Genomic DNA, 24,091 nt, shown 5'->3' with positions numbered 1-24,091 from the left:
TCATCAGGAATCTCCGAGGAGACCCCCGCCTTCAGGCGGGGGAGGAAGCGGACACCCTGCGGAGCAGGGCAGGGGCAGGCGGTCCGCCGCCGGGCGAAACGCCGTACGAACATATGCGCGAGTCTCGACCGATCGAGCGATAGGGTCCGAGGCGTGGCGCAGATCGTGAAGCGGGCCTGCAGGTACCGCTTCCACCCGACCCCCGGACAGGCCGCCGAGCTTGCCCGGACGTTCGGCTGCGTCCGCCTCGTCTACAACAAGGCGTTGGAGGAGCGGACCCGCGCCTACAGGCTGGAAGGCCGCCGCGTCTCCTATGCGGAGTCGTCGGCCGCGCTGACCGCGTGGAAGCGCGGCGGCGACTACGACTTCCTGTTCGAGGTGTCGTCGGTTCCGCTGCAGCAGGCGCTGCGCCACCTGCAGGCGGCGTTCGCGAACTTCTTCGCCAAGCGGGCGAAGTATCACCATCGGGTGCAGTTCAGAGGCTTCCGGCTCCTCAAAACGTCTACACAATCCACCCCGTGGCGGGGGTTCTGTGAGACATCCGTGAGACGACGTGGCAAGAACAGACGCCATCGCCCTCGTCCGCTGAGGCAGGCTCGCCCTCTGGGCACTGCTGCCGAACCTGACCGCGCCAGACCGAAGTAGTAGCCGTGACCGTTCTGAAGTCCTGACAGGCACCGACGCGGATGCGGTTCGCGACCTGATCCCCTTCCACGCCCTGCGCCCCCGTGCAGGCACCGGTGCAGGCCAAGTTCGACAGCAGGCCGTCACAGAGCCGCCGCGACGGCGGCAGCGATGAACACCACCTGCAGTGCCGTACGGCGGAGCAGCGGCGTCGCCGGTTGCCCCGCCAGCGTGAGGCCGAGACGGGCCGCCCGGACGTTGGCCGGGAACATCGCGACCATGAGCAGCGCGAGGCCGATCGCGGCGAGTGACGCGACCGGCGCAAACAGCAGTCCGGCGGCGCCGATCAACTCCAGCACCCCGGTGACGGCCACCAGCAGGTGCGGCTCAGGGAACAGCGGGGGGATCATCGCGGCGAAGTCACGCCGCCACGCGGGCAGGAAATGCGTCACCCCGGTGAGCAGGAACATTAGGGCGAGCCCGCCGCGGAGAGCAGGCTGCCAGCCGTCCAGCACCTCGACGCCGACCAGGCCCAGCAGGCGCAGCGCGAGGAAACCACCTGTGAGGGCAATAAGCGGAGCCATCCCTCACCTCCAATCTTGGCAATGGCAAGATTGGAGGACGCGGCCAATTTTGTCAATGCCAAGATAGGGTTGGGTGCGGTCAACGACATCCCGCGTTCGGAGAGGTGAGCCCGATTAAGCAGTCGACCTATCACCACGGCAACTTGCGGCGCGCCATCATGGACGCCGCCCTCGCCGCGATCGACGAGTCCGGCCCGACCGGCTGGAGCCTACGCGAGCTGGCCCGCCGCGCCGAAGTCTCCCATGCCGCCCCCGCCTACCATTTCGGCGACAAATCCGGCCTGTTGACCGCGGTGGCCGCTGAGGGGTATGAGCTTTTCGCGGACGCCCTGGAACGCGCGAGTGACCACGCCCTTGAGGCCGGAGTGGCTTATGTGCGCTTTGCCGTAAATCATCGTTCTTACTTTGCGGTCATGTTCCGGCCTGAGCTCTATCGCGCGGACGACCCCGCCGTACGGACGGCGCGGGAGCGCGCGGGGGGCGTCCTCGCGAACACCGCCCGCACTCTCGCCCCCACACCCGCTCAGACCCGCACGGCCACGATCGCCGCGTGGTCACTCGTCCACGGCCTCGCCGAGCTGTGGCTGAACGGCGCCCTGCCGGAGAGCGCGGACGGCGATCCGGAAGCCGCCGCCCGCTCCGTGCTCCAACTCATTTTCAACGGCTCCTGAGACCGTCGCCCCCAGCCCGCGCTGAATCCCCATGAGGTCGGCGAGTGAATCCATCCGCCAGGACGTTGTCCGCCTGGACGGTCACGCGATTTTCGGCCAGATTTTCGGCCAGACCAAGCCGATCGCCGAGTTCCTCGGGGCCTGAGGCCGACCCCGTTCAGCGCCGGCGTCCCCGCTGAGCTCGAGCCCCGACCGGACGACCTCGCGAGGCCACGCGATCGACTCTGACGCCGTGCCGCACAGGCTGCCGGGAAGGAATTATCCGATACGGTGATACGCCTGATTTGTCGTTGTCTATCGGGGGAGACAGACACGTGCGCAAGGTGGCGATCATTGCGGCTCTGGCCACGGCCACACTGTCCGGCTGTGCCGTACTCGAGACAAAGAGCGCCCCACCCGAGCCGAGCCCGCCGAGCTCCGCCGCGCCAACGGCCCCGCCGCCTCAGTCCGCGCAGCCGGACACCCGGCGGCTCACCGTCGCCGACGCCGCGAAGGCCGCGGAGAGCTGGATCACCACACACAACACGACCATCAAGGATCGCGACTGGTGGGACGATCCGGCCCTGATAGACGAACTGTTCTGGGCCGCCACCCGGCATGAAGCCATCCTCGACCGAGGCCACGTGGAGGACGGCAAGAAGCACAAAGCCAGAAAGCCGATCCGGCTGACCGGCGGCCAGACCTACTATGTGCCGCGCGAGCAACCGCCCGACGGCGAGTGGTTCATCGTCCAGGCGCGCTACCGCGGTCAAGACCGAGACCATCTTCTGGCCTTCTGGCGACCGGCGCGCTCTCCGTCCTTCAAACTGGCCTCGAAGACGCCGGTGCATTACGGCGAGCTTATGCCCAAGCCGGTTGTGGACGCCGAAGGCTACGTCACCGCGGCGCCGGCCCTGACCGGCATGGCCGTTTCCCAGGAATATCGCAAGTTCTGGAACGAAGAATCACGCAAGAAGGCAGCGGGGAACGGCTACCGCCTGGCCAAGGATAACTACAGCCGCGAGGCCTACGCCGTCGTCTCCAAGGGCCTCTACGCCGCTTTCGACTCCACCACGCAGGAATACGGCTTCCGCACGGAGGACGGCGGCTCATTCTTCATGTTCAGCCTGCTCAACAAGCCGAAATACATCTTTCAGGTGCTCACCGTGGGCGTGGCGGTCAAGGGAGGCGGCAAGGCCATCTACGAGATCGCGGGGGACTGGTACGCCTAGCCCAGAGCGCCTCCAGCACGTCTGCCGCCGACCTCCCGCCTCGTGTGCGGGCAGCGGGCGGGCGGGTCGAGTCGCGGACCGTCGGACCGAGGAAACCTGGCAACCTCCCGCTGACCTGGTCAATCGTCGACGGCACCATTCACCTGGCGCAACCCCCCTGTTCAGGTCGAAGTAGCTGTTGTGGTGCACTGTCGATCTCCTGTATAAACTTAGGGAAATCTGCAGTGCAGGATAATTCGGAGGCCATGCGAAGCCGTTCCCTGTCGCGAGGGGAAAGACGGGTTACCGCAGGCCGTTTCGATGGGGCTCGATCCTGCTGCTGTACGGGGTGATTCGAAGGGCGTTCAGCGGTTCATTGCGTGTTCAGGGATGACGGGGCGATACCTGAATCCATCTTTACCCTGTATGCAATCACGTCGGCGGCGACATCCGCCGAGCAGGGTGTTCACGCTGCGCTGATTCGGCGCCCCTTCGGCTGCGGACCTGCTGAGGTCCGTACAAGTGGAAGGACAACCAGAAGTAATGCAGCTGTTCAAGAAGGTCGCCGCTGCGGGGGCAGCCATGATCGCCATGACCGCGCTGTCGACGGTGGGCGCTTCCCCCGCCAACGCCGCGACTTACGGCGGCCAGTGCGGCGCGGGCTACCACCAGGTGAACTGGGAGCCCATCCCCCACAAGGGTGCGGTCTACCTCACCTACAACAAATCCACTGGCAAGAACTGCGTCGTTACCGTCCGCCACAAGCGGGGCAAGCCGGTGCCGATGGACGCGGAGCTCAAGGTGTACGGCACCTCCAAGAGCATCGTCGACTCCGGCAAGTTCAAGAACTACGCGGGCCCTGTCTACGTGAACGCTCGGGGTAAATGCGTCACCTGGGGCGGCCGTATCGACGGCGGCAAGGCATTCGTACACAAGAGCAACTGCCGCTGACCGATCTTGTTTGGTTCCGTGTGGGCGTATCCGCGGATACGCCCACACGGCGTCGGTGAAGCAAGCCGCCGGGGATACCTACAAGCTGCTCCACTCTCAGCAGGCGCATATCGACAAGGCGCGCTGTGTGCGCGTCGTCGAGGGCAACGGCGTGAGCATCAACGCTCCCGACTCGAGCTGCGAGGGCCCGGGCACCGGAGTGGCGGAAGCAGTCCAAGGAGAGCGGCGGGCCGGAAAATCGGTGTCGCTCCGCTGGGGGCGGTTGCGAGACTGATCACATGAGTAAGAAGGTTCCCCGCCTCACGAAGCTCTCCGCCGAGCATCGCGCAATCCTGGTGAATGTGCGGGAAAAGTGGCTGCACGTCCCGGAGGCGACCGGCCCGGCCGACCGAGAGCAGGCGGAATTGGGCGTCGCCGACGCCTACCGGCTGGCTGGGCTGCCGGAACCCGGCCGGATCGAGTGGGTCGACTCCCCGATGGCCGCAGCCATCGCCGTGGCACGCCACCGGGAGGACAGCGTGAGACGCGAGATCCAGGCCGTAGGCGGCTGGCCGGAGTGGGGCGACCTCTGGGAGACGACCTCGTGGCAGATCACTGAGCAGGTCGAGACGCCGCTGCGGATCGGGGAGCGGATCGGCAAGGTGCTCAAAGACGAGGTGTACGAGCTGCTCACCACGACCCGCTGGAACGACCTCGGTCTGCCCGAGGAGGCGCACCGGCCCTCGGAAGCGGGAATGCTGAAGGACGGGGCCGTCCTGGGCCAGCACGACGTGGCGCAGCTGGCCATGCAGGAGGCGTTCCGCGGCCTCGGGCTGATCGACGCGCCACCGGCCGACGGGCTGGCGCGGGTCGCCCGCAGCGCGGGGTGGTGGTGGCCGCTGCGCGGCACCGCCGTACTGACGGAACGGCCTGTCGAACTGCACCTCGACGCTTACGGGCAGCCGCACCATGAGCACGGGCCCGCCGTGGTCTATCCGGACGGCTTCGGTGTGCATGCTTGGCAGGGCTCCCGGGTGCCCGAGCACGTCATCACCGGCCAGGTCACCGGCGCCCAATGGCTGGCCGAGCCGCGCGGCGAGGTGCGACTGATCATCGCCGAGCGCATGGGCTACCAGTGGCTTCTGGACCAGGTCCCGAAAATCAGAATGGGCGCGGGGCTGTGGTGTGTCAGGGACCCCGACAGCAGCGACGACGGCGTGAGCGGGTCGTGGGTGGCGCCCGAGGACATCTGGCTGCTGGAGACGCAGGACGGGCCGCGTCGTGTCCCGCCCGACGTCAAGAACGCCAAGGCCGCAGCCAAATGGCTGCGCAAGTCAGGTGAGGACTACCGTCCGCCGACCCCGAGCTACTGAGGATGTGACCATGTTCCCCTCCCGGCTGGAGCGCAAGCACCCGTTCCGCCAGTGGAAGACCTGGGCCATGCCGGGCGGGCTGACGCTCACTGGATACTCGCGGGCCAACGACAAGACGTTCTTCCATGTGCCCGAGCTGAAACTGGCCCTGGACGCCGGGCTAGTGGAAGGCCGTCAGGTCGACACGGTCCTGCTCACGCACACCCACCTCGACCACTCCAAAGACCTCGACTTCCTGGCGACCAGGCCCACCGGGGTGGATATCTACGCGCCCGCGCAGGCGGCCGGCTACATCCGCGACTACCTGCGCGCCACGACTGCGTTGAACCAGACCGCCGCCTTCGACCCGGCCCAGGCGGAAGGCGTGCGAGTGCACGGGGTATGTCCGGAGGAGGAGTTCGTCATCGGCAAGGGCGGCTCGCACACGGTACGGGTGTTCGCCGCCGAGCACAAGGTGCCCAGCGTCGGCTACTGCGTCGCGGAGAACCGGCGGGTGCTGGCCCCTGAGTACGCCTCGCTCAAGGAGACCTTGAGCCCGGTGGAGTTCGGGCGGCTGCTCGCCCGGGAACGGGCGGACGGCCGCGAGGTGGAACGTCGGGTGCGGCGGCCGCTGTTCGCCTATCTGGGCGACACCCACGCCGACGCGCTGCCGCGCACACCCTGGCTGACCGACTACCCGGTGATCATCACCGAGTGCACATACCTCGACGACGCGGAGCTGGACCGGGCCAGGCGTGTGGGCCACACGGTGTGGAGCGAGCTACGGCCGTTCGTGGCGGCGCATCCGGACAACCTGTTCGTCTTGACCCACTTCAGCCTGCGCCACTCAGAGCAGGACGTGGTCGCGTTCTTTGAGAAGGAGGACTTGGCCAACATCCTGGTGTGGGCGGTCAAGTGAGGATGTGGGCGTCGCTCTTGTCGACCACCAGCCGAAGGCGTAGTCCTCGTTCTGCTTGGAGGTAGTGCGCATTCCCTCGACGCGCTGCGGGGACAGGAGATTCGGGGACCTGTGTTCTAGGCGATCATCCGCCTGGCCACGTCACCGGCGGTGCGGGTGTCCCAGAACCGCACCATTGCGGAGCTACTGGTAACGCGCTGGCGGGCGTGCCTGTGTGCCACACCCGCGGGGTGACATCCGCGGGTGTGCGGGCATCGCCGGCCAATACACGCACCGTCCGTCAGACGCGCTCGTAGGTAGTGCCGGACTCGTTTCTGCGCAACAGACCGTCGTCCACGAGGGCACGGCGCAGGCTCACCCAGTCGTCGAACCATTCGCCGCAGATCGCGTTGACCTTGGCCTCGGAGTACGTCACGCCGGGCTCGAACGAGTCCTTCACAACGGCCAGAACACGGCTGCGTACCTCCGCCTTGCCCGGAATGGACGTGAGCCGACCACGGCGGAAGTAAGAGCCCGACCCGTCTCCGCTGCCCCGACCGGAGACCCTGACCTCGGCCTGGACCGCGAGCCGAAAAGTGTCGTCGAGCAGCGTGTATGTGCGCTTTTCACTGTCGAAGGCGGCGATTCCGCCGTCCGTCAGCTTCTGCAGCGCCGCGGCAGCGGCCGGTGGGCGGAGCCTGGCCAGTTCGGCGACCTCAGCCACGGAGGTCGCGCCGAGGGCGAGGGCCGCGTAGGCGGCGCGCCGGTCAGTTTGGGCGAGGAGACCGACCAAGTCGCGGCAGGAGGGCGAATGGTCCTGGGTGGGGGCCGTGGTCATGGTGTCCATTCTGGTTGTCGTTCCGGGCGCCGATTGTCGTTGGAGCCTCGGGCGCCTCTACAAGTGTCGCGATCTCGGGCTGCTGTTGAAAGCGGTTTGTGGTGAACGGGTTCGGCGTGGTGGCCATGGTCTGGGTGCAGTGAAAGAATGAGTCGCTCACCAATCCGCGCGCGAGAGTAGCGGTGGTGGCACGCGCAGGGCGCGGGCCACCACCGCCTACTACACCGCCTCCTTCAGGATCGCGGTGCAGGTGTCTCGGGCGAGCGCGGCCTGCAGAGCATCACCCCCAGCTCGCGCAGTTGCGCCGGCCGCAGCGCCCGCGCCGACCATCTTGGCCGGGGTGAGCATGCCGGGCCGGATCACCTTGGCCGCCGTCAGATACTCGCGGGCCGGGTTGAACAGCTGCGTTGGCGAGTCCGTTGATCGTCTGAAGGACGGCCCAGCTCGTGGGCTGGAGTTCTTCACTTGCGCGTGTCCCAGAAGCGGCAGTGGTGTTCGGTGGAGCCGTCGCCATTGCTTCGGGCCGAGGAAAGGGAGCGGACCTGGTTCGCGCTCTTGCTGGTCAGAGGCTTCCATAGGGGCAGGCTCGGGTCGTTGGGATTGCCGGTGGCGGCGAAGCGGGTCCAGTAGGCGATCATCTGGTCGGCCAGCCGGCGTTGGCTTGTCGAGAGGGGCTGATCGGTGGCGGCGCCGGGGCCGTCGAAGAGGTAGGGCAGTTCCCCGCCGTGGTAAGCGCCCAGAGGGAAGGCGGCGGGCACGGGAAACCCGGCCGGTCTGGGGGCGGTGTCGTCGGCGAACTCGTATTGGTAGACGGGTGTCTTGCGGGCGAGTAACCGGTTGCCCGCCCTGGTCGGGCAGGTCCAGCCGCGGTCGGTGGCGATGGCAGCCCACGCCAGGGAGGGGGAGCCGTGTGCGCTGACGGGATACATGGCCTCGACCCGCCGGGCGTCCTTGCCGAAGGCGGTGCGCAGGAACTGCTGATAGGTCTGCTGGCTCAGGGGCTGGCCCGGGCCGTCGAAGTACATGGCCACGAAGTATCGGACCTCGTGCGCGGTGGTGCCGGCCATGAGCGGCACCGGGTGGACGCGTCCCTCGGCCACCGCCCGGCGCGGGTCGAGCGGCAGCGTGTCGCTTCCGTGCGAGGGCGCCCAGGTGGCGGGGATCTTCTGCTGCGCGGCCAGCAGGGCAGGGACCGGGGCCCGGCGCAGGCAGGCCATCGTCTGGGCTGCGTCCGTGCATCCGATCTGCTTGGCGGCGGCCGCGGCGATCTGTTCGCTGGACAGCCGTGATGGCCACACGGCGTCGCTGCCGGCGGGATCGATGCCCATCTGACTCATCGAGCAGTGGCCGCTCTGGATGATCGCCTTGTCGAACAGCCCCGCCGCAGTGGGGGACGTCAGCTGCGCGCAGGTGCTGAACGCGCCCGCGGACTCGCCGAACAGGGTGATGTTGTGCGGGTCGCCGCCGAAGGCCGCCGCGTTGTGCCGTACCCAGCGCAGCGCGGCCTGCTGGTCGAGCAGGCCGAATGCGCCCGAGCCAGCGAGACGGGGGTGGCCGAGGAAGCCGAAGATGCCCAGCCGGTAGTTGACGGTCACGACGATCACGCCCGCGTCCGCCAGCCGCTGGGCGTCGTAGTCACCGCCGGCGCCCTGGGTGAAGCCGCCGCCGTGCAGCCAGACCATCACCGGCAGCCGCCGTCCCGCGGGCACGGCCCGGGGGGCGGTGACGTTCAGATACAGGCAGTCCTCGGCGGCGCTAGCCGGGTTGGAGTCGGCGGGATTGGCGTTCTGCGGGCAGCGCGGGGCCGTGCGGGTGCCGTCCTTGACGCCTTTCCACGCTTGGACGGGCTGCGGCGGCTGCCAGCGCAGCGTTCCGGTCGGTGGTGCGGTATAGGGGATGGCGTTGAACTGCTGCAGGTCCCGACCGATGTGGGTGCCGGCGACGGCGCCGGACGAGGTGTGCGCGACAGGCTGAAGTGAGCTCGATGCCGGGCTGGGGGCGCTCCCGCAGGCCGCGACGACGGACATGCCTGCCAGCACCGTGACCAGCCGCATGCGCGCCGCCCCCCGCGTTGTTCCTCGGGGTTTCATCGGCGCACCGCCCGATACGCCGCTATGAGCAGAAATACGGCTCCGGCGGTCCCGAGGACAAGATCGGCCCAGTCGGGGACACCGACGGCACGCAGGATGCCGGCAACTCCGAAGCTGGTGCCCCAGTGCGCCTCGGTGATCGCCGAGCCGAACCCCTGGACGGTGAACAGAGCTCCGGCCAGCCACAATGCCTTGTCGACTGTGCGGCTGGGTGTTCGCGAACTACTCATGTGGTCCTCCCTTTTTCCGATGCGTACGCATCAAATAAACAGGAAAACCTGATATGATGCAACTGCATCGAAACGTTGGCGGAAGGAGCCTCATGCCCAAGCAGGTCGACTACGAGGCACGACGCCGCCACATCGCCGAAGCGGTCTGCGACCTGATCGACCGACACGGTCCCGAAGGCGTGACTCTCAGGGACGTGGCGCAGCAGGCCGACGTGTCCATGGGGGCGGTGCAGCGATGCTTCGCCACTAAGGACGAGATGCTCGCCTTCGCCCTGCACCGCATCACCGAACGCGTCACCGCTCAGGGGCAGGAGGAGATTGCCGCCTCCGCCGTCAATGAGTCGGCGGTGACCTTGCTCACCGCCACCCTGCGTACGATCGCTCTGATCGAGCCGCACCAGCGACGCGACGCCAGGATCATGGTGGCCTTCACCGCCCACGCCACGGCCATCCCGACCCTTGCGGAAATCCTGCGCCAAGCCCACGCCAAGACGCGCGACCTGCTGGCCTGGCTGATCCGCTATGGTCAGCAAACCGGTGCGTTCCGCGACGACCTCGACGTGGACCTAGAGGCTGAGACCCTCCTGTCATTGGTCGAAGGGTCGACCTCGCTAGCCCTGCTCGGACACCGCCCGACCGTGCCCGCCCGCGACATGCTGACCCGTCGTATCGACGGCCTGCTCATGCGGCCATCCCGGCCAAGCCGGCCGGCCTCATCGACCGCGATCACCTGAAGGCGTCTGGTGAGTGCGACACCACTGTTGCGCCCGTTACACCACGTAGGCGAGAACGCCTTCCAGGGGCGCCGGACGTTCACCGCCATGCTTTGCGTGTGATGTCTGTCCTTCGCCGTCGGCGTCCGCAGCGTTGCCCTCAGCCGGTGGCTTTATGCGAGCGGGGCCTGCGATGTGAATCGGCAGGACGGAGACCCGACCACGCCGGACAGGGCCGTTGGATTACTACGGTGAGACATGGCCAAGGGAGAACAGGCGAGGAAGGCTACCGCACATGACCAGCGGAGGGCCGGCGATGACGCGTACCGCGCTCTGCTCGGCGGCGGTGCCGGCGCCGAACTGCCCGCCGAGCTCGGTGTGACAGGGTCGGCCGGCGCGGGGCGGACGTGGCGGCGGGACTCTGCTGGAGATCCACCGGCTGGCCGGGGACGGGCCGGAGCGCGAGCTGGTGACCACGCTGGAGTGGTGACAGCTTGTCCAGCGACATGCTGCGCGTGCTCGGGCAGGCGCCGGCCGGCCCCACCACCCGTTCCAGCCGCGCCGCCAGGCGGCGCGGGATGCCCGCCTCCACCATGGCCTCCCTCCACGGGCAAGGGGGCGGACGGCGCCGCCCCGGTTGCGTGCCCGAGGAGAGAAAGGCGTGGGACGCTGCTGGGCCCTTGGTCAGGGAGTCGTGCAGACGACGAAGGCCCTGATGCTCTCGTTTACCGTGTTGGTGTTCGTGCCGCGCACGACCCAGACGTTGCCGGTCGCCAAGGAGTCGGTGAAGAAGATCCGGAAGGCGGTGGTGGTGCCGCCGCCGCCGGTAGGCACCTGACCCGACGGGCAAGCCGCGGTAGCCGGCAGGTTCTGACCAGGCGGCACGGTGACGAACGGGCCGAAGAACTGCGGGTGCGGCGCCAGCGGCGCGGTGTAGCCTGCGGCAGGCTTCTCCGCCGCGACGATGCCCGGCTTCTCGTCGGCGACGGCGGTCCCGGTGCCGCCGACGAGAACCGCGCCGGCGGCAAGGGCGCTTAGAACAAGGGAAGTTGTGCGAGCCATTTCGGCCTCCTGTAGTGAGCACTGCCGCCACCTTTGACGGAGGCGGAGATTGCGACTCCGAAGTTACACAGTGCGGTTAAGTAATTACAGGACGCATGGATAGCGTGTTTGGGGCGCGGAGGAAATGCTCCTCTTTCGGGCTCGCTGTAGTCCTGGGGGAGAATTCCAGCGGATTTGCCTGACCGGCAGAAACGGTGCTTTGGCCGGTATTGCCATAGGTGCCGCGGCAAGAAGATCGCTGCGTCCGTAATGCCGCCGCATGTGTTGAGGCTGCTTGACCGAGCCTTCGGCGTTGGGCGGGCAGGAGCCACCGCCGGCAGACGGACCCGACGGTTTGCCCGGTCACGCCCCCTCGCGGGCCGCGGCCTCCACCGCCCCCCCTGTCGGGTCGACTGTTCCCCGAGCACTTCCCACGAACTCACTGAAGTGATCTCAGAGAAATAATTCGGGCAAGCAAGGATTGCTTGGTCGTGGGCGGTGGTGTTTCGGGCCTTTCAGGAGAAGTCATCGAAGGCCGGAGATGGACGTGGAGCCTCCGGTCGATGAGTTCTCACCACAAGAAACCGCAACGGCCGAAAGGCTCCACGTGATCGGTCATCGTGCCACGATCGACGTCTCCCGCGCACTGATCCACCACGTCGCCCGACCATTGCGAAACGAACACCGACGGCGCGGCACTGCCAGGGCCAGCCGTGCTTTGACTCCGCTCCGGCAGGCAGTGCTGATCCTGCGCCGGTTCCGTCGGCCCGTCGGTCTTGGCGCGGTAACTGCTGCGACAACCCGGCGCGGACGGAACCTAGGACTCGCGCCAGCCGTCGTACTGCTCCGCCAGCGCATCGACCCTGCCGAGAAACGCGTCGTCGACCTCTTCGATGACCACCACCCACTGGGCGTCCTCGGCGTCGTCCTCGCCGGCCAGCGTCTCCCGAACGACTCGCGGGGGTTGCCCCAGCCACTCCTCAAGGGTTTCCGCCACCTCCTCGGCGTCGTCACGGTCAGCGAAGACGAGCAGGTGTCTCATGACTCCCAAGAGTATCGATCCGCCGACGGCTCACGAGTGGTGCTCGCCACCCTCGTCGATGGGACTCAACGGTGGCGGTTGATCCAGCCTGAGGACGGACTGGGTCAGAACGGCGGCTTCGCCTGATGTGAGCTGATCAATTGGGGCCATCCGGGCCATTCTCCTCAGTGGGAAGCCTCAACCCTTTTCGACGAGGTCAGCCGAACTCGATGACGGCCTTGCCATGCAGGCGGCGCTCCAGGAGGGCGCTGACCGCGTCGGCGACGTCCTCCCAGGGGCCCCGCCAGAAGATCTGCGGGTCGAGTGTCCCCTGTGCGACCTGCCCGGCCAGCCAGGTCAAGTCGCGTCCGAGGCCCCGAAAGTGCATCAGGTGGAAGGTCGCCAGTGACCTGTCGTTGCGTCCGGGGCCGCCCCACAGGGCCTGGTCGGGGAAGCTCTCGCCGTCGCGTGTGGCATGGCCGACGGCCACCAGCGTGCCACCCTCGCCCAGCATGTCGAAGGCGTCGACGAGCTGCCCGCCGCCCACCAGATCCAGCACGCCGTCGTAGTGTCCCGACGCGTCCCTCGGATGCGACACCACCTCGTGTGCGCCCAGCGTGCGCAGGCTCTCGCCGTACGCGGCGGGGTCGCCGGTGACCGCCGTGACGTGTGCGCCGCCCATGCCAGCCAGCTGTACGGCATAGCGCCCAACGCCGCCCGTCGCCCCAGTGATCATGATGCGGCGTCCCAGGGAGGGCCCGATCCTGTCGAGCGCGCGCAGCGAGGTGGCGCCGGCGACCGGCACCGTGCTGATCGCTCCCAGGTCGGCGTGCTCGGGCGCGACGCCGATGTAGGCCGTGTGGACCGCGCGCAGTTCGGCCCAGCCGCCGCCGTCCCCGAGTGTCACCACCGGGGTGCCTATGGCGGGACCCGAGCCGTCGGCCGGGGCCTGGACGACGACTCCGGCGGCGTCCCAGCCGAGCACCGTGCCCTCGGGCGCCTCCGCGATGCCGTACTTGACCTCCCCGTGGTTGAGTGAGGTCGCGGTGACCCGGACCAGCGCCTGATCCGGGGCGGGAACGGGATCGGGCGCCTCCCCGACTCGCAGACCACCGGGAAGGGAACGATCGACCAGAAGGGCACGCATCAGACATCCTTTCGAAACGCCACTCAGTGGCATAAGCCTACAGGCGGCATCTGCCTCTCAACTACACTCGACGTGATGGCTACGCAGATCTCGCTCCGGGAGCGTAAGAAACAGCAGACCAGGGACGCGCTGGTCGACACCGCGCTCGCGCTCTTCACCGAGCGCGGCTTCGACGGCGTGACGCTCGACGAGCTGTGCGAGACCGTCGAGGTCTCCAAACGCACCTTCTTCCGGAACTTCTCCAGCAAGGAGGAGGTGGCCTCAGCCCCCCTCGAAGCCATGTGGCGGCTCTTCCTCGACACGATGGAGACGCTGCCGCTCGACCGCGCTCCCGTCCTCGACCTGCTCCGGGACACCCTGCTCGCGGTGCTCGATCAGATGGCGGAGGACGAGCGGTGGGTGGGCCGCGTGCGATTGAACCAGCGGCTGACGGAGCGCACGCCCTCGATCACTGCGCATGGCCTGCACTTCTGCGCCCGCACCAGCGCGGAGGTCGAGACCACGCTCCACCGCCGCCTGGGTCTCGACTCGCGCGACCCGCGCCTGAGGCTGGTCCTGGAGATGGCGGTCGCCGCCTTCCACGCCGCGCTGCGCGCCTGGATCGCCGAGCCGGGTCGGCCCTCGCACGCCGCACTGACGGCGGAGGTGCGTACGGCCTTCGCCGCCATCCCGGCCGCCATTACCCTCTCGGCGGCGCCGTCCACACGCGAGGTGTCCCCCTGATCGCTGCCGCGCGCGCTCGGCACGCCCGTCACCTGCGACGTTAGAGCGAAGTGCGGTGGAAGACTGCGTGGTCATGCGCGCAGCCTTCATCAAGACGCTCGGCCCGCCGGAGAACATTCGATACGGCGAGTTGCCCGACCCGGAGCCGGGACCGACCGACGTCCTGGTCGACGTCACCGCCGTCGCGGTCAACCCGGTGGACACCTTCGTGCGTTCCGGACTCTTCCGTACCCCGATCGTGTTTCCGTTCGTGGTTGGCCGCGACCTGGTCGGTACGGTGGCCGCGACCGGACCGGGCGCGGTCGGGTTCGCCGTCGGCGACGCCGTCTGGTCCAACAGCCTCGGCCACGGCGGACGCCAAGGTGCCGCCGCCGAACGGGTCGTGGTCTCGGCCGACCGCCTCTACCACCTTCCCCAAGGCGTGGACCCGGTCCGCGCGGTCGCCGTGGCGAAGGACGGTCTCGACCGGGTCGCGAGCGCCTATGCGGGATTGATCACGCGAACCCGGGACGAGCTCGGCGCTTTCAACGGCGAAGAACTCGGCGTCATCCTCCGCTTCCTGCACACGGCGCAGCGCACCACCGTCGCCGAGATCGATCGGCTCACCCCCGGGCCCGACGACAAAGCAGACGCGGGGGGAGCTGGGGTGCGGAAATCCGTGGAACGCCGGTCGGCGGGGCGGTGAAGCCGGCGCCCGGCCGAGGACGTTGTCGATCGCCGGCGGCAACGCGACTCGTGCCGGACCCACTGCTGCGTCGGAGCCGCCGGTGGAACGGATTCACTGCTGCAGGCGCTGTCGTGCCTGTTCTTCGGCGGCGTCAAGTGCGGGTGCGAGTGCGGCGAGCGCGGAGCGGAGCAGATCGGGTAGCGAGCCGGACGGCACGACAAGCCCGCCGGTTGCAAGGGGCGCGGCCGGCGGTTGGAGCCACTGCCGGAGTGCGATCCGAACCGCAGCGGCCACGCTCGCCGCGAGCACGCGGGCGGTGGGCGTGCCGGTGTCGCCGAGGCGCTGGTCGATCGCGGCGGCGAGGGGGTGTTCGATCGCGGCGGCGGCGTCCAGGAATGCGTCACGCAGCGTGGGACTGGCGTTGATCAGCAGCACTTCGTCGTGGTCACGCGGTTCGGTGTACTGCTCCAGGATCGCTTCGGTCAAGGCGTCGGCGAGGCGGACATGGGCGGGCCTGGCCGCGACCGCCGTGGCGACCCGTGATTCCCGTTCGGCGGTGACGGCGGCCACGATCGCCTGTTCACGACTGGAGAAGTAGTTGTTGTAGGTCCTCGGCGAGACCCCGGCGGCCTCCGCGATGTCGTCGACGCGGACGTTGTCGGGCCCATCTTTGAGAGCCAGTCGCAGTGCCGCCTCACGCAATGCCACTCGGGTGGCCTGCTTCTTCTGCTCGCGCAGCCCGGTCCGCCTTGTTGTCACCCTTGCAGTGTCCCAGCTTGAGTGCGTGCACGCAAACTTGCGTGCACGCAATATTTGCTTCTACGCTCAAGGCCCCCGACCGAAAGGCCAGGCGCATGCGAGCCAAAGGCATTTGCTACGACACCGGTTTCCTCCGCAACGGCAGCGACTCTCGGGAGCGCTTCCACCCTGATGTGGTCAAGAAGGAGCTGACCATCATCCGCGATGATCTCCACTGCAACGCCGTACACATCACCGGCGGCGACCCGGAGCGCCTGGAGCTCGCCGCCCGTTTCGCCGCCGAGCTCGAAATGGAGATCTGGTTCTCTCCCTACCCGCTGGAGCTGACGACTGACGAGATCCTCACGTTGCTCGCCGACTGCGCGACGCGGGCGGAGCAGCTCCGGGCGCAGGGAGCCGAGGTCGTGTTCGTCGCAGGCGTAGAGCTGAGCGTCATGAACCATGGGTTCATCGAAGGCAACAGCCCTGAAGAACGGCTCGACTGGCTGCTGGGAGACCCGGCTCGGCGGCCCGAGAAATTCGCCGCGACCAGCACCCGTCTCAACGCCTTCCTCCGCCGAGCCACGGCGGTTATCCGCGAACGCTTCCACGGCGAGGTCACATACGCCGCCATCCAGTTCGAGAGCATCAACTGGGACTTGTTCGACATCAGGACCTTCGAACTCATCCGGTCCGCAGAGGTCGCCGACATTTTCCGAGACGCCGTGCGCAGCCTCGTCGCCCAGCCCAAACCGGTCGCCATCACCGGCTTCGGCACCGCCACCTGGCGCGGCGCGGGTGACAATGCCCCCCGCAGTATGGAGATCCTCGAAACCGGCGCAGCCACCAGCGAGCCGCCCCGGCTGAACGGGGAATACGAGCGCGACGAAGCCGGCCAGGCCGCGTACCTGAGCGAGCTGCTGGAGATCTTCGACAGCGAGGGCGTCGACAGCGCCTTCGTGTTCCTCTTCGCGCTCTACAACCTGCCCCACCGCCCTGACGGCGACCCCCGGGACGACCTCGACCTCGCCAGCCTCGGCATCGTCAAGGTCCTCGAAGACGGCCACGGCGCGACTTATCCCGGCTTGCCCTGGGAGCCCAAGGCCGCCTTCGCCGCGGTTGCCGACCACTACCGCGGCGGCCGACTACCTGCCGGCGTCAGGCCTCATGTCTGATACCCGCCCGGTCCTCGCGGTGCCCGGCTGATTTCACTGGGGTCGATCCCCGGACGGTCGGACTCCTTGGCCGCGAGCCCGGCATCGTCACCGGTCACGGGCTGCCTCGCCGCGCAGTCGACGGTATACCCGACGGGGCTTGGCGGCCCTTGGGAACTTCGAGTGGCGTCCTACTGCCTCAGCCCCATGACCAGCAGGTCGACGAGGCGGCGCGCGTCGTAGTGGGAATCGGCTCCGATGCACAGATTGCCGATGCCGCGCATGAGCGAGTACGCGGTCACGTCTGCGGGAGCCTCACCCGCCTGCACGGCTGCCTCAAGCAACGCCGCGCACGCGGGGACCATGCGGTCGAGGAAGTAGGCGTGGAGGCTCTCAAAGCGCGCGCTGTCGGACTGCAGTGCCTCGGCGAGCCCGTGTTTGGTGACCAGGAAGTCGACGAACAGGTCGATCCACTGCTTCAGGGCGGCGTGGGGCGAGCTGGCGGAGGCCAGCAGAACCGGACCGGCTTCGGCGCACGAGTCCACCTGGTGCCGATACACGGCGATGACCAGGTCGGCACGCGTGGGGAAGTGGCGGTAGACAGTGCCGATCCCTATACCCGCACGCGCCGCGATGGCGCGCACGGGCGCGTCCACTCCGTGCTCGGCGAACGTGGCTGCCGCCGCATCGAGCAGGGCCTGCTCATTGCGTATGACGTCCGCTCGGCGGCGGGAGGATCCCCGTTCGTGCTTGTCACCCGGCATACCGCGATCCCTGTCTCGCTCGTTTGCAAAAACGGATCCACGTTCCGTATTGTTGGAGCGGATCGAAGTTCCGGTTCAATACTGCCACACTCCCGCCCCCGTCACTCACCGGTGACCAGGGCCGGGACCTGATTCGGAGGACGGCATATGCAGTACCGCACGCTGGGAAGCACCGGTGTCCAGGTCAGTTCGCTGGCGCTGGGCGCGATGAACTTCGGCGCGCTCGGCCGCACCACCCAGGACGATGTCGACCAGATCGTCGGCGCCGCCCTGGACGCCGGAATCAACCTCATCGACACCGCCGACATGTACAGCAGTGGGCAGTCGGAGGAAATGGTCGGCAAGGCGATCGCCGCGCGCCGCGATGATGTCGTGCTCGCCACGAAGGCCGCTCTGCCCATGAGCGAGGAGCGCAACCACCGGGGGGCCTCGCGTCGCTGGCTCGCCAAGGCCCTCGACGACAGCCTGCGACGGCTCGGCGTCGACCACATCGATCTCTACCAGATCCACCGCTGGGACCCGCGGACCAGTGACGAGGAGACGCTCGCGGCGCTCACCGACTTCCAGCGCGCCGGAAAAATTGGCTATTTCGGCACCTCGACGTTCCCCGCGTACCGGCTCGTGCAGGCCCAGTGGGCCGCGCGCGAGCACCGGCTGGGCCGCTATGTCACCGAGCAGCCGAACTACTCGATCCTGCAACGCGGTGCGGAAAGCGAGGTTCTGCCCCTCGCCGAGGAGTACGGCCTCGGGGTGCTCGTGTGGAGCCCGTTGGCGTCCGGCTGGCTGACCGGCGCTGTGCGCGAGGGCCGCGAGGTCACCACGAGCAGGTCCGCGTTCATGCCTCACCGCTTCGATGTCTCCGTTCCGGAGAACCGGGCCAAGATGGACGCCGTCGAGAAGCTGGCCGCACTCGCCGACGAGTCCGGCATCACCATGATCCAGATGGCGCTCGGCTTCGTGACCGCCCACCCGGCAGTCACCAGCGCCCTGATCGGCCCCAGGACCATGGACCACCTGCACTCCCAACTGGCCGCCGCGGACACCGTCCTGTCCGCAGAGATCCTCGACGCCGTCGATGCCATCGTGGCTCCCGGAGTGGATCTCGCTGCACATGAGAAGAACCCGACTCCCGCGCCCGCGATCGCAAATCCCGCACTGCGACGCCGCGCTTCCTGACCCACATCCCCAACGACGCCACTCAACCCCCGGAGGCCAGCCACCGATCAGTCGACTGCAACCAACCTCATGACCGGGTACAGCTAGGGTTCCCCAGGCCAGACCCCCGGTGACCGTGCGCTGGCGCGACTCTCAGCCTGGGTGCTTGATGCTCTCGATGATTCGAGCGAAGCCTTCCTTCCCGTGGCCGGCATCGATCTGGGCCTGGATGAGTCGCTGAACCATAGCGATCACCTCCGTGCTGATGCATCACGCCGGGTTTCCCCGTCGCCCCTATTCGCGCGAGCTCTACCGCATCCCGGGCGCCACAAGGCCAACGGGATGAGCCCGTTTTACCCGGATCGGGAGACACGAAAGAGATGGTCCGTGTCCCTCGCCCCCCAAGCGGCGGCCCCCGTTCGCCCACCGGACGGGGGCCGCCGCTGTCGTGGAATGCCTCAACGGGGCGGGCTTGAAGATGGCTGGATGGGCCACATCTGGTTGTAGGAGTTCCATTGGACGCCGGACGTGATGCAGTCCCACTGCTGCAGCCACGCTTGCGGGCGGGGACGGCCACTGGAGGACGCGTCCAGGCACCGTTCGGTTTCGCGGTTTACGATGATCTTGTGCCGCTCGGCGGCCCAGATCCCATGCGCGGGGATCTCGACCCACTTGATGAACCATCCGGCCGACTTGAAGCCGGCATTGCAATTCGGGTACTGGATGATCGGCGTGCCGTTGACGAAGGGTCTCGACCGGAAGTCGAGCATGAGGCACTGGCCCGAATGTCGCGCCTGGATGCGGAAGTAACCGTCCTCGCTGTACAGCAGATTGAACTCCTGCGAGGCGCTGTTGTTGTTGGGCCATAGGAAAACGCCTGTGTAGGGGGCGACGGAGGCCCACATGACGTCGACTTGGCCGCCGCCGCCGACATTGCTGATTTCCTGCCTGGGAGTGATCGACGCGTTTGCCGGACACCCGCCACCCCGACCTCGCCCGGTTGATCGGCGACGGTTCCGTGGCTGTGTACGGCGTGAACCGAGCTCTCGTCGCCCAGCGCAACAGCGGCGGCCACGTCAAGGTGTACGCCCAGTTCCGCGCGCCGCTGGACTGGCACACGAACCTGGACCCGGCAGACGCCGAGGCCGTGCGATCCAGTCTGCTGGCTCTGTTCGACGGCTGGGCCGCTCCCGTCCTCGACCTCCTCCGCCACGGCACCGCTTTCGTCCACCGCCCCCTCTATGTCCTGCCCGTGTCCCACACCTGGCCGCACGTCTTCGGGGTGACGCTACTGGGCGACGCCGCCCATCTGATGCCCCCCTTGGGGGCGGGCGCGAACCTCGCGATGCTGGAAGGCGCCGAACTCGCCGAGTCCGTCGCCGCCGCCACCGGCCCTGGAGATCTGGACGAGGCCGTCCGCGCCTTCGAGGAACAGATGTGGGCACGGGCCGGCAGGTGGGCGAAGATCACGATGGCCGGTCTGGAACGCCTCGTGAGCCCGGACCCCGCCGAAGCCCTCGCCCTCTTCGACCAAGTCCAGCCATCCTGACTGCCAAGCGCGAGAGCGCCAGCACTAACAGCTCGCCACGGCTTCACGGGACAGTACGGCACCGCCGCGGAAAACCACCGCCCGCCACACAAGCGAGTACGAGCAGCCCACCACCGTCTGACCCGCACCCCGGCGTACGCGCCGGGGGAGGGTGAGCATTACAGCAACGCGTGGGCCGAAGCCCACCGGGTCTTCCACCGCACTCTGCCGGAGGGGTGATTCGGTGACCAGTGTGCGGCCGATCAACGACCGGCTTCGACCTCGGCCGCGCGTTCCTGAACGAAGGACAGTGGCATCATGGACTTCCGGGAAACCTCCTCCGCAGGCTCGCCCGTCGCCAGCATCCGCCTTACGACGGCCTCCATGGACTCCGCCACTTCAATGACATGCCCGTCCGGATCGAAGAATCGCAGCGCTCGTTGCCCCCATGAAGTCTCCGTCAAGTCCGTGAACGACTTGATTCCCGGAACCCTTGTCAGCTCCTCAACGAAACGCTCCAGATCATCCTCTTCGAAGTACAGCTCGAAGCGATGCCCGACTTCCTTGCCCAGTGCGGCATCATCGCCCGTCAGTGCCTTCCATTGCTCTTGGGCCATCAGCGAGAAGCCGCCCTTGAGAACAACATAGACGCCCAGATCCTGCTCGATCTCCTCGTGTAGAACGTCCACGTAGAAGCGCTTGCTCCGGTCTATATCCGCTACAACGATCATCGGACTGTGGAACTTCATCTCTGTTCGCCCTTCCATGACACTGGGGAATCTTCCGCCGACCGGGGAAGCTGGGTGCCAGGCTCTCAGAACCTCTTCAAGGACTCGTTGTAAAAATCGGACATGTTCTTCCGGTACCTCGCAGGAGACAGCCCGGCGTACCTCGCGAAGTCATGGACGAAGTGAGCGGTGTCGTAATACCCGAGTGACAGCGCGATCCCCTCGACGGTGCGGTCGGAGCCCTTGAGCAGCTGGGCCGCCCTGTTGAGGCGCCTGAGACGCAGGTACCCCTTGCCCGAAACCCCCGTCAGCGCATGGAGATATCTGTTGACATGCCGAGAGGAGTAGCGCACCTCCCGGGCCAGATCCTCCACGGTTCCATCGAGGGGCACGTTCCGCAGAGCGGTGAGCAACCCCCATCCCCGGACCAGGTGATCCCCGTGCCGCTTCAATCGACCTAGAAGACAGTTGTCCAATGCCGAAACCAGAGCTTCAACGGAACCCTCGAAATCCTCCATCGCACCGGCCAGGCGCAGCTCCAAATCCCGATCCAGGACACCCAGGTCGATCTTCCGGTTGAGCAACTCCCGACTATTGGGGTAGAGCAGGCGCGACAACCCTCCCGGCTGAAACTCGACAAAGCAGCGCGCCTGGACATCAAAGGCGGGGTCTTCTACCGTCGTCAATTCGTCGAAGGGCCCCCACACTCGAGCCTCCACGCCTCGGACGTGACGGCTTATGACGACGGAACCGCCCAGGTCCGGAGTGAACAACGGGGCAATCCGCGTAGAAAAGATATGCTGAATGGAGTAATACGCAACGAACGGGGACAATGCCTCGTGCGACGAGTAGTAGCTGAACGCACTACCGCTCTTAGTCGATCTCGTCGGCAACCGAAGCCCACCCCTCCGCCGTGCAATGAAGTAATCCCACCAGGTATAGCGGGGCGTTATACACGGATTCTCGTGAATGCGGAGGAGTCCATGTTCCCCGGACGCGAGCGTGAAGTCCCCGGTAGAAGCGGATTTTAGAGGACCCGCCGACCACCGAGGGACTCCCCGTGCCCGCGCGCTGGTTTCCCACCTCTCCCGGCTCCTCGGGGCAGACCGGCGAAACCGAAGGCCACCAGCTCACGCGGGCGCCGTCAGCGATCAACCCCCGTCCCCGGACATATCACTTACCGGGGCCGGCCGTCCGGGCTGGAGCGGCTACTTCGTGGACGACGTCTGCATAAAGCCGGAACAGGCGTGGTGCGGGGGCAGGGGCGGCAAGTTGGAGAAGGCGCAGCCAGCATTGCGCGACCAGTTCCCGCGCCTGGGCGCCCGGCCAGGGACGGGGCAGCAGTTCGGGAGGCAGGAGCGGGTCGGCTTCCATGGCCCGGGTGAATTCGGAGGCCAGCTCGACGGCGATGGTCAGCAGCTGCGGTTGATCAAGCGAGGTCGAGTGGTGCAGCCGGTCCAAGCGGTCGCGGGCGATGCGGGCGAGCCGTCGATGAGCGTGCGCGAGGTCGCCCAGTGGCCACAACCGGTTGGCCAGCTCTCGAGGGTCGTGGATGCCGCCTACACGCAGGTCGGTGCTGGTGAGGTGGGTGACGTAGTCGTCGGCGCCGAGTCGGGAGACCTCGGCCCTGACAAGGTCTTCCCAGGGATTGGCTGACACGTATAGGCCGCCCTGGAGGGGCGCTCCGCCCAGGTGGACGATGTGCTCGCGCAACGCATCGCGCGCGGCCCGTGCCGACTCGGGTACGGCGAAGGCCACCAGATGCCAGCCGCCGTCCCAGGGTGCCTCACCTCGATCTTGGGCGTACATGAAGCGGACGAACTCCACGTCGGGGTAGAGGGCGCGGCGGGCGTCGGCCGTGGCGTGCAGCACCGCGCGCTGACCGCGGCCGGACTGAACGAACTGGCCCTCGGCGACCAGCCGCTTGATGCACAGCCGTACCTGGAGGTCCGTCATGCCCAGAGCTCGGGCGACCGCGTAGAGCTCGCGGGCGTCCACGGTCTGGTCCTCGCGGACCAGGCTCTCCACCAGCACCCGGGTGGAGATCTCGGCGTGATCGTCCTGCGTGGGCGGCATGCCCTCACCTCCTGCGGCATAACTATAGTACGGTCGAAATGAGTACGATCGTTTTCAAGACGAACGATATGGAGGGTCGATGGGTGCGATCAAGCGGCGCTGGGTGCGCTGGATTCTGCGCCCGCTGCTGGCCGTGGCCGTGCTGGCCGCCGCCTGCGGCGGCTGGGTGGTCTATCAGCACGCCTACGAGTTGCGCGAGGAGCAGGTGACGATCACTGGCGGCAAGCAGCCGCTGAAGGGAGTGCTGGCCTGGCCCACCACGGGCAAGGGCCCGTACGGGCTGGTGGTGTTCGTGCACGGGGACGGGCCGATCGAGGCCACCAACCAAGAGGGCTACCGACCGCTATGGGAAGCATTCGCCCGGGCCGGTTACGCCTCCTTGTCGTGGAACAAGCCCGGGGTGGGCGGCGCGGCAGGCAACTGGCTGGATCAGAGCATGGACGACCGGGCCGCGGAGACCGTCGCGGCGATCACCTGGGCGAAAGGCAGGCCGGGGCTCGATCCGAGCCGGATCGGGCTGTGGGGAGCCAGTCAGGCGGGCTGGGTCATGCCCAAGGTGGCCGTCCGCCTGCCCGAGCTGCGTTTCGTCATCGCGGTCTCACCCGCCATCAACTGGCAACAGCAGGGTCGCTACTACCTGACGGCCAAACTCCGCGACGCACACGCCTCGCCGGACCGGCTGCAGGCCGGGCTGGCCCGGCAGGAGGGGATGCTGGCGCTGCTGCGCGCAGGAGCCCCCTACGAGCATTACAAGGCCGCCGTCCCGGACACCGACATCACCGCGGAACGCTGGACCTTCATCTCCAAGAACTACACCAGCGACGCCGCGCAGGATCTGGCGGCCATGCGGGTGCCGGTACTGCTGCTCCTGGCCGGGCATGACCGCAACGTCGACGTCGCCGACACCGAGGCCGGCTACCGCCACCACCTGCGTGCACCCGGCCTGCTGCAGATCCGGCACTATCCCGACGCCACCCACGCCCTGATCCGCAAGGAGATTCAGGACTCGGAGCTGAAGATGTTCCTTTTCGCCGTTGCGGCGCCACGCTCGCTGTTCTCCGACGGCTTCCTGGACGATCAGCGCCGATACCTGGAGCAGGTCTCCTGAGGCGTCCGCGCGTGACCTGCGCGACTGGCGTTGTGACCGAGCGGCGCAAGGGCGCCCTCCTCCGCCAGGCGCTCTCGTTCCAGGGCCTGGCGGATTGCGCCGCTCGTCCAGCGAGGCTCGC

Annotated in this window: 27 protein-coding genes and 1 pseudogene; 14 read left to right on the top strand and 14 right to left on the bottom strand. The window is 67.6% G+C overall.

Annotated features, from left to right (window positions below; genetic code table 11):
• Positions 1-153: 153 nt before the first annotated feature.
• Positions 154-463: pseudogene (locus BLQ73_RS29085) on the top strand (helix-turn-helix domain-containing protein); the annotation flags it as partial.
• Between the two features lie 304 nt (positions 464-767).
• On the opposite strand, the gene BLQ73_RS29080 reads toward BLQ73_RS29085, so the two are convergent.
• Positions 768-1,208 carry a DoxX family protein gene (locus BLQ73_RS29080; RefSeq protein WP_093175718.1) on the bottom strand — a complete coding sequence of 147 codons (441 nt, stop codon included), beginning with the start codon at positions 1,206-1,208 and terminating at the stop codon, positions 768-770.
• A 104-nt stretch (positions 1,209-1,312) separates the two neighbouring features.
• On the opposite strand from BLQ73_RS29080, the gene BLQ73_RS29075 reads away from it, so the two are divergent.
• The 6 genes from BLQ73_RS29075 to BLQ73_RS29050 all read left to right on the top strand — a co-directional run bounded on the left by BLQ73_RS29075 (position 1,313) and on the right by BLQ73_RS29050 (position 6,270).
• Positions 1,313-1,879, top strand: coding sequence for a TetR/AcrR family transcriptional regulator (locus BLQ73_RS29075; protein WP_245691535.1), 567 nt, complete (start codon positions 1,313-1,315; stop codon positions 1,877-1,879).
• Between the two features lie 314 nt (positions 1,880-2,193).
• Positions 2,194-3,090: a DUF8094 domain-containing protein gene (locus tag BLQ73_RS29070; RefSeq protein WP_093175715.1), complete on the top strand. Its 897-nt coding sequence runs from the start codon at positions 2,194-2,196 to the stop codon at positions 3,088-3,090.
• Between the two features lie 522 nt (positions 3,091-3,612).
• Entirely contained in the window at positions 3,613-4,020 is a 408-nt protein-coding gene (locus tag BLQ73_RS29065) for a hypothetical protein (RefSeq protein WP_093175712.1), read from the top strand.
• Between the two features lie 55 nt (positions 4,021-4,075).
• On the top strand, positions 4,076-4,294 hold the full coding sequence (locus BLQ73_RS29060) for a hypothetical protein (RefSeq protein WP_093175709.1): 219 nt from the start codon (positions 4,076-4,078) through the stop codon (positions 4,292-4,294).
• 4 nt (positions 4,295-4,298) lie between these two features.
• The gene (locus tag BLQ73_RS29055; protein WP_093175706.1) at positions 4,299-5,372 is read left to right on the top strand and encodes a DUF6745 domain-containing protein; all 1,074 of its coding nucleotides are present in this window, start codon (positions 4,299-4,301) and stop codon (positions 5,370-5,372) included.
• A 10-nt stretch (positions 5,373-5,382) separates the two neighbouring features.
• On the top strand, positions 5,383-6,270 hold the full coding sequence (locus BLQ73_RS29050; RefSeq protein ID WP_093175703.1) for an MBL fold metallo-hydrolase: 888 nt from the start codon (positions 5,383-5,385) through the stop codon (positions 6,268-6,270).
• A gap of 280 nt (positions 6,271-6,550) precedes the next feature.
• On the opposite strand, the gene BLQ73_RS29045 is transcribed toward BLQ73_RS29050, so the two are convergent.
• The 4 genes from BLQ73_RS29045 to BLQ73_RS29035 all read right to left on the bottom strand — a co-directional run bounded on the left by BLQ73_RS29045 (position 6,551) and on the right by BLQ73_RS29035 (position 9,407).
• Positions 6,551-7,087, bottom strand: a complete 537-nt coding sequence (locus BLQ73_RS29045; RefSeq protein WP_093175724.1) for a DUF2087 domain-containing protein — start codon at positions 7,085-7,087, stop codon at positions 6,551-6,553.
• 219 nt (positions 7,088-7,306) lie between these two features.
• Complete coding sequence (locus tag BLQ73_RS31835) at positions 7,307-7,552, bottom strand: hypothetical protein (RefSeq protein WP_143020497.1); 246 nt, start codon at positions 7,550-7,552, stop codon at positions 7,307-7,309.
• Entirely contained in the window at positions 7,549-9,177 is a 1,629-nt protein-coding gene (locus BLQ73_RS29040) for a carboxylesterase/lipase family protein (RefSeq protein WP_093175700.1), read from the bottom strand. Before BLQ73_RS29040 ends, BLQ73_RS31835 begins: the two co-directional genes overlap by 4 nt.
• Positions 9,174-9,407 carry a hypothetical protein gene (locus BLQ73_RS29035; protein ID WP_093175697.1) on the bottom strand — a complete coding sequence of 78 codons (234 nt, stop codon included), beginning with the start codon at positions 9,405-9,407 and terminating at the stop codon, positions 9,174-9,176. Before BLQ73_RS29035 ends, BLQ73_RS29040 begins: the two co-directional genes overlap by 4 nt.
• A 92-nt stretch (positions 9,408-9,499) precedes the next feature.
• On the opposite strand from BLQ73_RS29035, the gene BLQ73_RS29030 reads away from it, so the two are divergent.
• Positions 9,500-10,141 carry a TetR/AcrR family transcriptional regulator gene (locus BLQ73_RS29030; protein WP_176955748.1) on the top strand — a complete coding sequence of 214 codons (642 nt, stop codon included), beginning with the start codon at positions 9,500-9,502 and terminating at the stop codon, positions 10,139-10,141.
• 663 nt (positions 10,142-10,804) lie between these two features.
• Here BLQ73_RS29030 and BLQ73_RS29025 read toward each other — a convergent pair.
• From BLQ73_RS29025 to BLQ73_RS29015, 3 genes are all read right to left on the bottom strand, one after another.
• Positions 10,805-11,182 (bottom strand): hypothetical protein, encoded by a 378-nt coding sequence (locus tag BLQ73_RS29025; protein ID WP_093175692.1) that lies wholly within the window; start codon positions 11,180-11,182, stop codon positions 10,805-10,807.
• 796 nt (positions 11,183-11,978) lie between these two features.
• On the bottom strand, positions 11,979-12,203 hold the full coding sequence (locus BLQ73_RS29020) for a hypothetical protein (protein ID WP_176955747.1): 225 nt from the start codon (positions 12,201-12,203) through the stop codon (positions 11,979-11,981).
• 196 nt (positions 12,204-12,399) lie between these two features.
• Positions 12,400-13,329 carry a zinc-binding dehydrogenase gene (locus BLQ73_RS29015; RefSeq protein ID WP_093175690.1) on the bottom strand — a complete coding sequence of 310 codons (930 nt, stop codon included), beginning with the start codon at positions 13,327-13,329 and terminating at the stop codon, positions 12,400-12,402.
• A 75-nt stretch (positions 13,330-13,404) separates the two neighbouring features.
• On the opposite strand from BLQ73_RS29015, the gene BLQ73_RS29010 reads away from it, so the two are divergent.
• Positions 13,405-14,052 (top strand): TetR family transcriptional regulator, encoded by a 648-nt coding sequence (locus BLQ73_RS29010; RefSeq protein WP_093175688.1) that lies wholly within the window; start codon positions 13,405-13,407, stop codon positions 14,050-14,052.
• 73 nt (positions 14,053-14,125) lie between these two features.
• Complete coding sequence (locus BLQ73_RS29005; protein ID WP_093175721.1) at positions 14,126-14,737, top strand: alcohol dehydrogenase catalytic domain-containing protein; 612 nt, start codon at positions 14,126-14,128, stop codon at positions 14,735-14,737.
• A gap of 93 nt (positions 14,738-14,830) precedes the next feature.
• Here BLQ73_RS29005 and BLQ73_RS29000 read toward each other — a convergent pair whose 3' ends face one another.
• On the bottom strand, positions 14,831-15,478 hold the full coding sequence (locus BLQ73_RS29000; RefSeq protein WP_093175685.1) for a TetR/AcrR family transcriptional regulator: 648 nt from the start codon (positions 15,476-15,478) through the stop codon (positions 14,831-14,833).
• A 95-nt stretch (positions 15,479-15,573) separates the two neighbouring features.
• Between BLQ73_RS29000 and BLQ73_RS28995 the strand changes: the two genes are divergently transcribed.
• A complete protein-coding gene (locus tag BLQ73_RS28995) occupies positions 15,574-16,632 on the top strand; it encodes a hypothetical protein (protein WP_093175682.1) in 1,059 nt (352 codons plus the stop codon).
• A gap of 170 nt (positions 16,633-16,802) precedes the next feature.
• Here BLQ73_RS28995 and BLQ73_RS28990 read toward each other — a convergent pair whose 3' ends face one another.
• The gene (locus BLQ73_RS28990; RefSeq protein WP_093175679.1) at positions 16,803-17,375 is read right to left on the bottom strand and encodes a TetR/AcrR family transcriptional regulator; all 573 of its coding nucleotides are present in this window, start codon (positions 17,373-17,375) and stop codon (positions 16,803-16,805) included.
• A 147-nt stretch (positions 17,376-17,522) separates the two neighbouring features.
• Here BLQ73_RS28990 and BLQ73_RS28985 point away from each other — a divergent pair, with 147 nt between their 5' ends.
• Positions 17,523-18,551: an aldo/keto reductase gene (locus BLQ73_RS28985; protein ID WP_093175676.1), complete on the top strand. Its 1,029-nt coding sequence runs from the start codon at positions 17,523-17,525 to the stop codon at positions 18,549-18,551.
• 437 nt (positions 18,552-18,988) lie between these two features.
• Here BLQ73_RS28985 and BLQ73_RS28980 read toward each other — a convergent pair whose 3' ends face one another.
• Positions 18,989-19,471: an RICIN domain-containing protein gene (locus BLQ73_RS28980; protein ID WP_275936336.1), complete on the bottom strand. Its 483-nt coding sequence runs from the start codon at positions 19,469-19,471 to the stop codon at positions 18,989-18,991.
• Positions 19,472-19,497: 26 nt separating this feature from the next.
• Between BLQ73_RS28980 and BLQ73_RS34760 the strand changes: the two genes are divergently transcribed.
• A complete protein-coding gene (locus BLQ73_RS34760; protein WP_275936335.1) occupies positions 19,498-20,079 on the top strand; it encodes an FAD-dependent oxidoreductase in 582 nt (193 codons plus the stop codon).
• Positions 20,080-20,321: 242 nt separating this feature from the next.
• Here the strand turns inward: BLQ73_RS34760 and BLQ73_RS28965 are convergent, their stop codons facing one another.
• The 3 genes from BLQ73_RS28965 to BLQ73_RS28955 form a co-directional block, all read right to left on the bottom strand.
• Complete coding sequence (locus tag BLQ73_RS28965; protein ID WP_176955746.1) at positions 20,322-20,807, bottom strand: VOC family protein; 486 nt, start codon at positions 20,805-20,807, stop codon at positions 20,322-20,324.
• Between the two features lie 65 nt (positions 20,808-20,872).
• On the bottom strand, positions 20,873-21,505 hold the full coding sequence (locus BLQ73_RS28960; protein WP_143020496.1) for a helix-turn-helix domain-containing protein: 633 nt from the start codon (positions 21,503-21,505) through the stop codon (positions 20,873-20,875).
• Positions 21,506-21,959: 454 nt separating this feature from the next.
• Positions 21,960-22,862: a PaaX family transcriptional regulator C-terminal domain-containing protein gene (locus tag BLQ73_RS28955; RefSeq protein ID WP_093175665.1), complete on the bottom strand. Its 903-nt coding sequence runs from the start codon at positions 22,860-22,862 to the stop codon at positions 21,960-21,962.
• Positions 22,863-22,941: 79 nt separating this feature from the next.
• Between BLQ73_RS28955 and BLQ73_RS28950 the strand changes: the two genes are divergently transcribed.
• Positions 22,942-23,970, top strand: a complete 1,029-nt coding sequence (locus BLQ73_RS28950) for an alpha/beta hydrolase family protein (RefSeq protein WP_093175663.1) — start codon at positions 22,942-22,944, stop codon at positions 23,968-23,970.
• Positions 23,971-24,091 lie beyond the last annotated feature (121 nt).

Source organism: Sinosporangium album (assembly GCF_900100605.1).
Lineage (GTDB): Bacteria > Actinomycetota > Actinomycetes > Streptosporangiales > Streptosporangiaceae > Sinosporangium > Sinosporangium album.
Note: the sequence above shows the minus strand (reverse complement) of the source record. Positions and strands in the feature narration are given on the sequence as shown.

Coding starts and splice junctions, on each gene's coding strand:
- BLQ73_RS29080 (WP_093175718.1), bottom strand. CDS start 1,208: ATGGCTCCGCTTATTGCCCTCACAGGTGGTTTCCTCGCGCTGCGCCTG.
- BLQ73_RS29065 (WP_093175712.1), top strand. CDS start 3,613: ATGCAGCTGTTCAAGAAGGTCGCCGCTGCGGGGGCAGCCATGATCGCC.
- BLQ73_RS29055 (WP_093175706.1), top strand. CDS start 4,299: ATGAGTAAGAAGGTTCCCCGCCTCACGAAGCTCTCCGCCGAGCATCGC.
- BLQ73_RS29050 (WP_093175703.1), top strand. CDS start 5,383: ATGTTCCCCTCCCGGCTGGAGCGCAAGCACCCGTTCCGCCAGTGGAAG.
- BLQ73_RS29045 (WP_093175724.1), bottom strand. CDS start 7,087: ATGACCACGGCCCCCACCCAGGACCATTCGCCCTCCTGCCGCGACTTG.
- BLQ73_RS29040 (WP_093175700.1), bottom strand. CDS start 9,177: ATGAAACCCCGAGGAACAACGCGGGGGGCGGCGCGCATGCGGCTGGTC.
- BLQ73_RS29035 (WP_093175697.1), bottom strand. CDS start 9,407: ATGAGTAGTTCGCGAACACCCAGCCGCACAGTCGACAAGGCATTGTGG.
- BLQ73_RS29030 (WP_176955748.1), top strand. CDS start 9,500: ATGCCCAAGCAGGTCGACTACGAGGCACGACGCCGCCACATCGCCGAA.
- BLQ73_RS29025 (WP_093175692.1), bottom strand. CDS start 11,182: ATGGCTCGCACAACTTCCCTTGTTCTAAGCGCCCTTGCCGCCGGCGCG.
- BLQ73_RS29020 (WP_176955747.1), bottom strand. CDS start 12,203: ATGAGACACCTGCTCGTCTTCGCTGACCGTGACGACGCCGAGGAGGTG.
- BLQ73_RS29015 (WP_093175690.1), bottom strand. CDS start 13,329: ATGCGTGCCCTTCTGGTCGATCGTTCCCTTCCCGGTGGTCTGCGAGTC.
- BLQ73_RS29010 (WP_093175688.1), top strand. CDS start 13,405: ATGGCTACGCAGATCTCGCTCCGGGAGCGTAAGAAACAGCAGACCAGG.
- BLQ73_RS29005 (WP_093175721.1), top strand. CDS start 14,126: ATGCGCGCAGCCTTCATCAAGACGCTCGGCCCGCCGGAGAACATTCGA.
- BLQ73_RS28995 (WP_093175682.1), top strand. CDS start 15,574: ATGCGAGCCAAAGGCATTTGCTACGACACCGGTTTCCTCCGCAACGGC.
- BLQ73_RS28990 (WP_093175679.1), bottom strand. CDS start 17,375: ATGCCGGGTGACAAGCACGAACGGGGATCCTCCCGCCGCCGAGCGGAC.
- BLQ73_RS28985 (WP_093175676.1), top strand. CDS start 17,523: ATGCAGTACCGCACGCTGGGAAGCACCGGTGTCCAGGTCAGTTCGCTG.
- BLQ73_RS28965 (WP_176955746.1), bottom strand. CDS start 20,807: ATGAAGTTCCACAGTCCGATGATCGTTGTAGCGGATATAGACCGGAGC.
- BLQ73_RS28955 (WP_093175665.1), bottom strand. CDS start 22,862: ATGCCGCCCACGCAGGACGATCACGCCGAGATCTCCACCCGGGTGCTG.
- BLQ73_RS28950 (WP_093175663.1), top strand. CDS start 22,942: ATGGGTGCGATCAAGCGGCGCTGGGTGCGCTGGATTCTGCGCCCGCTG.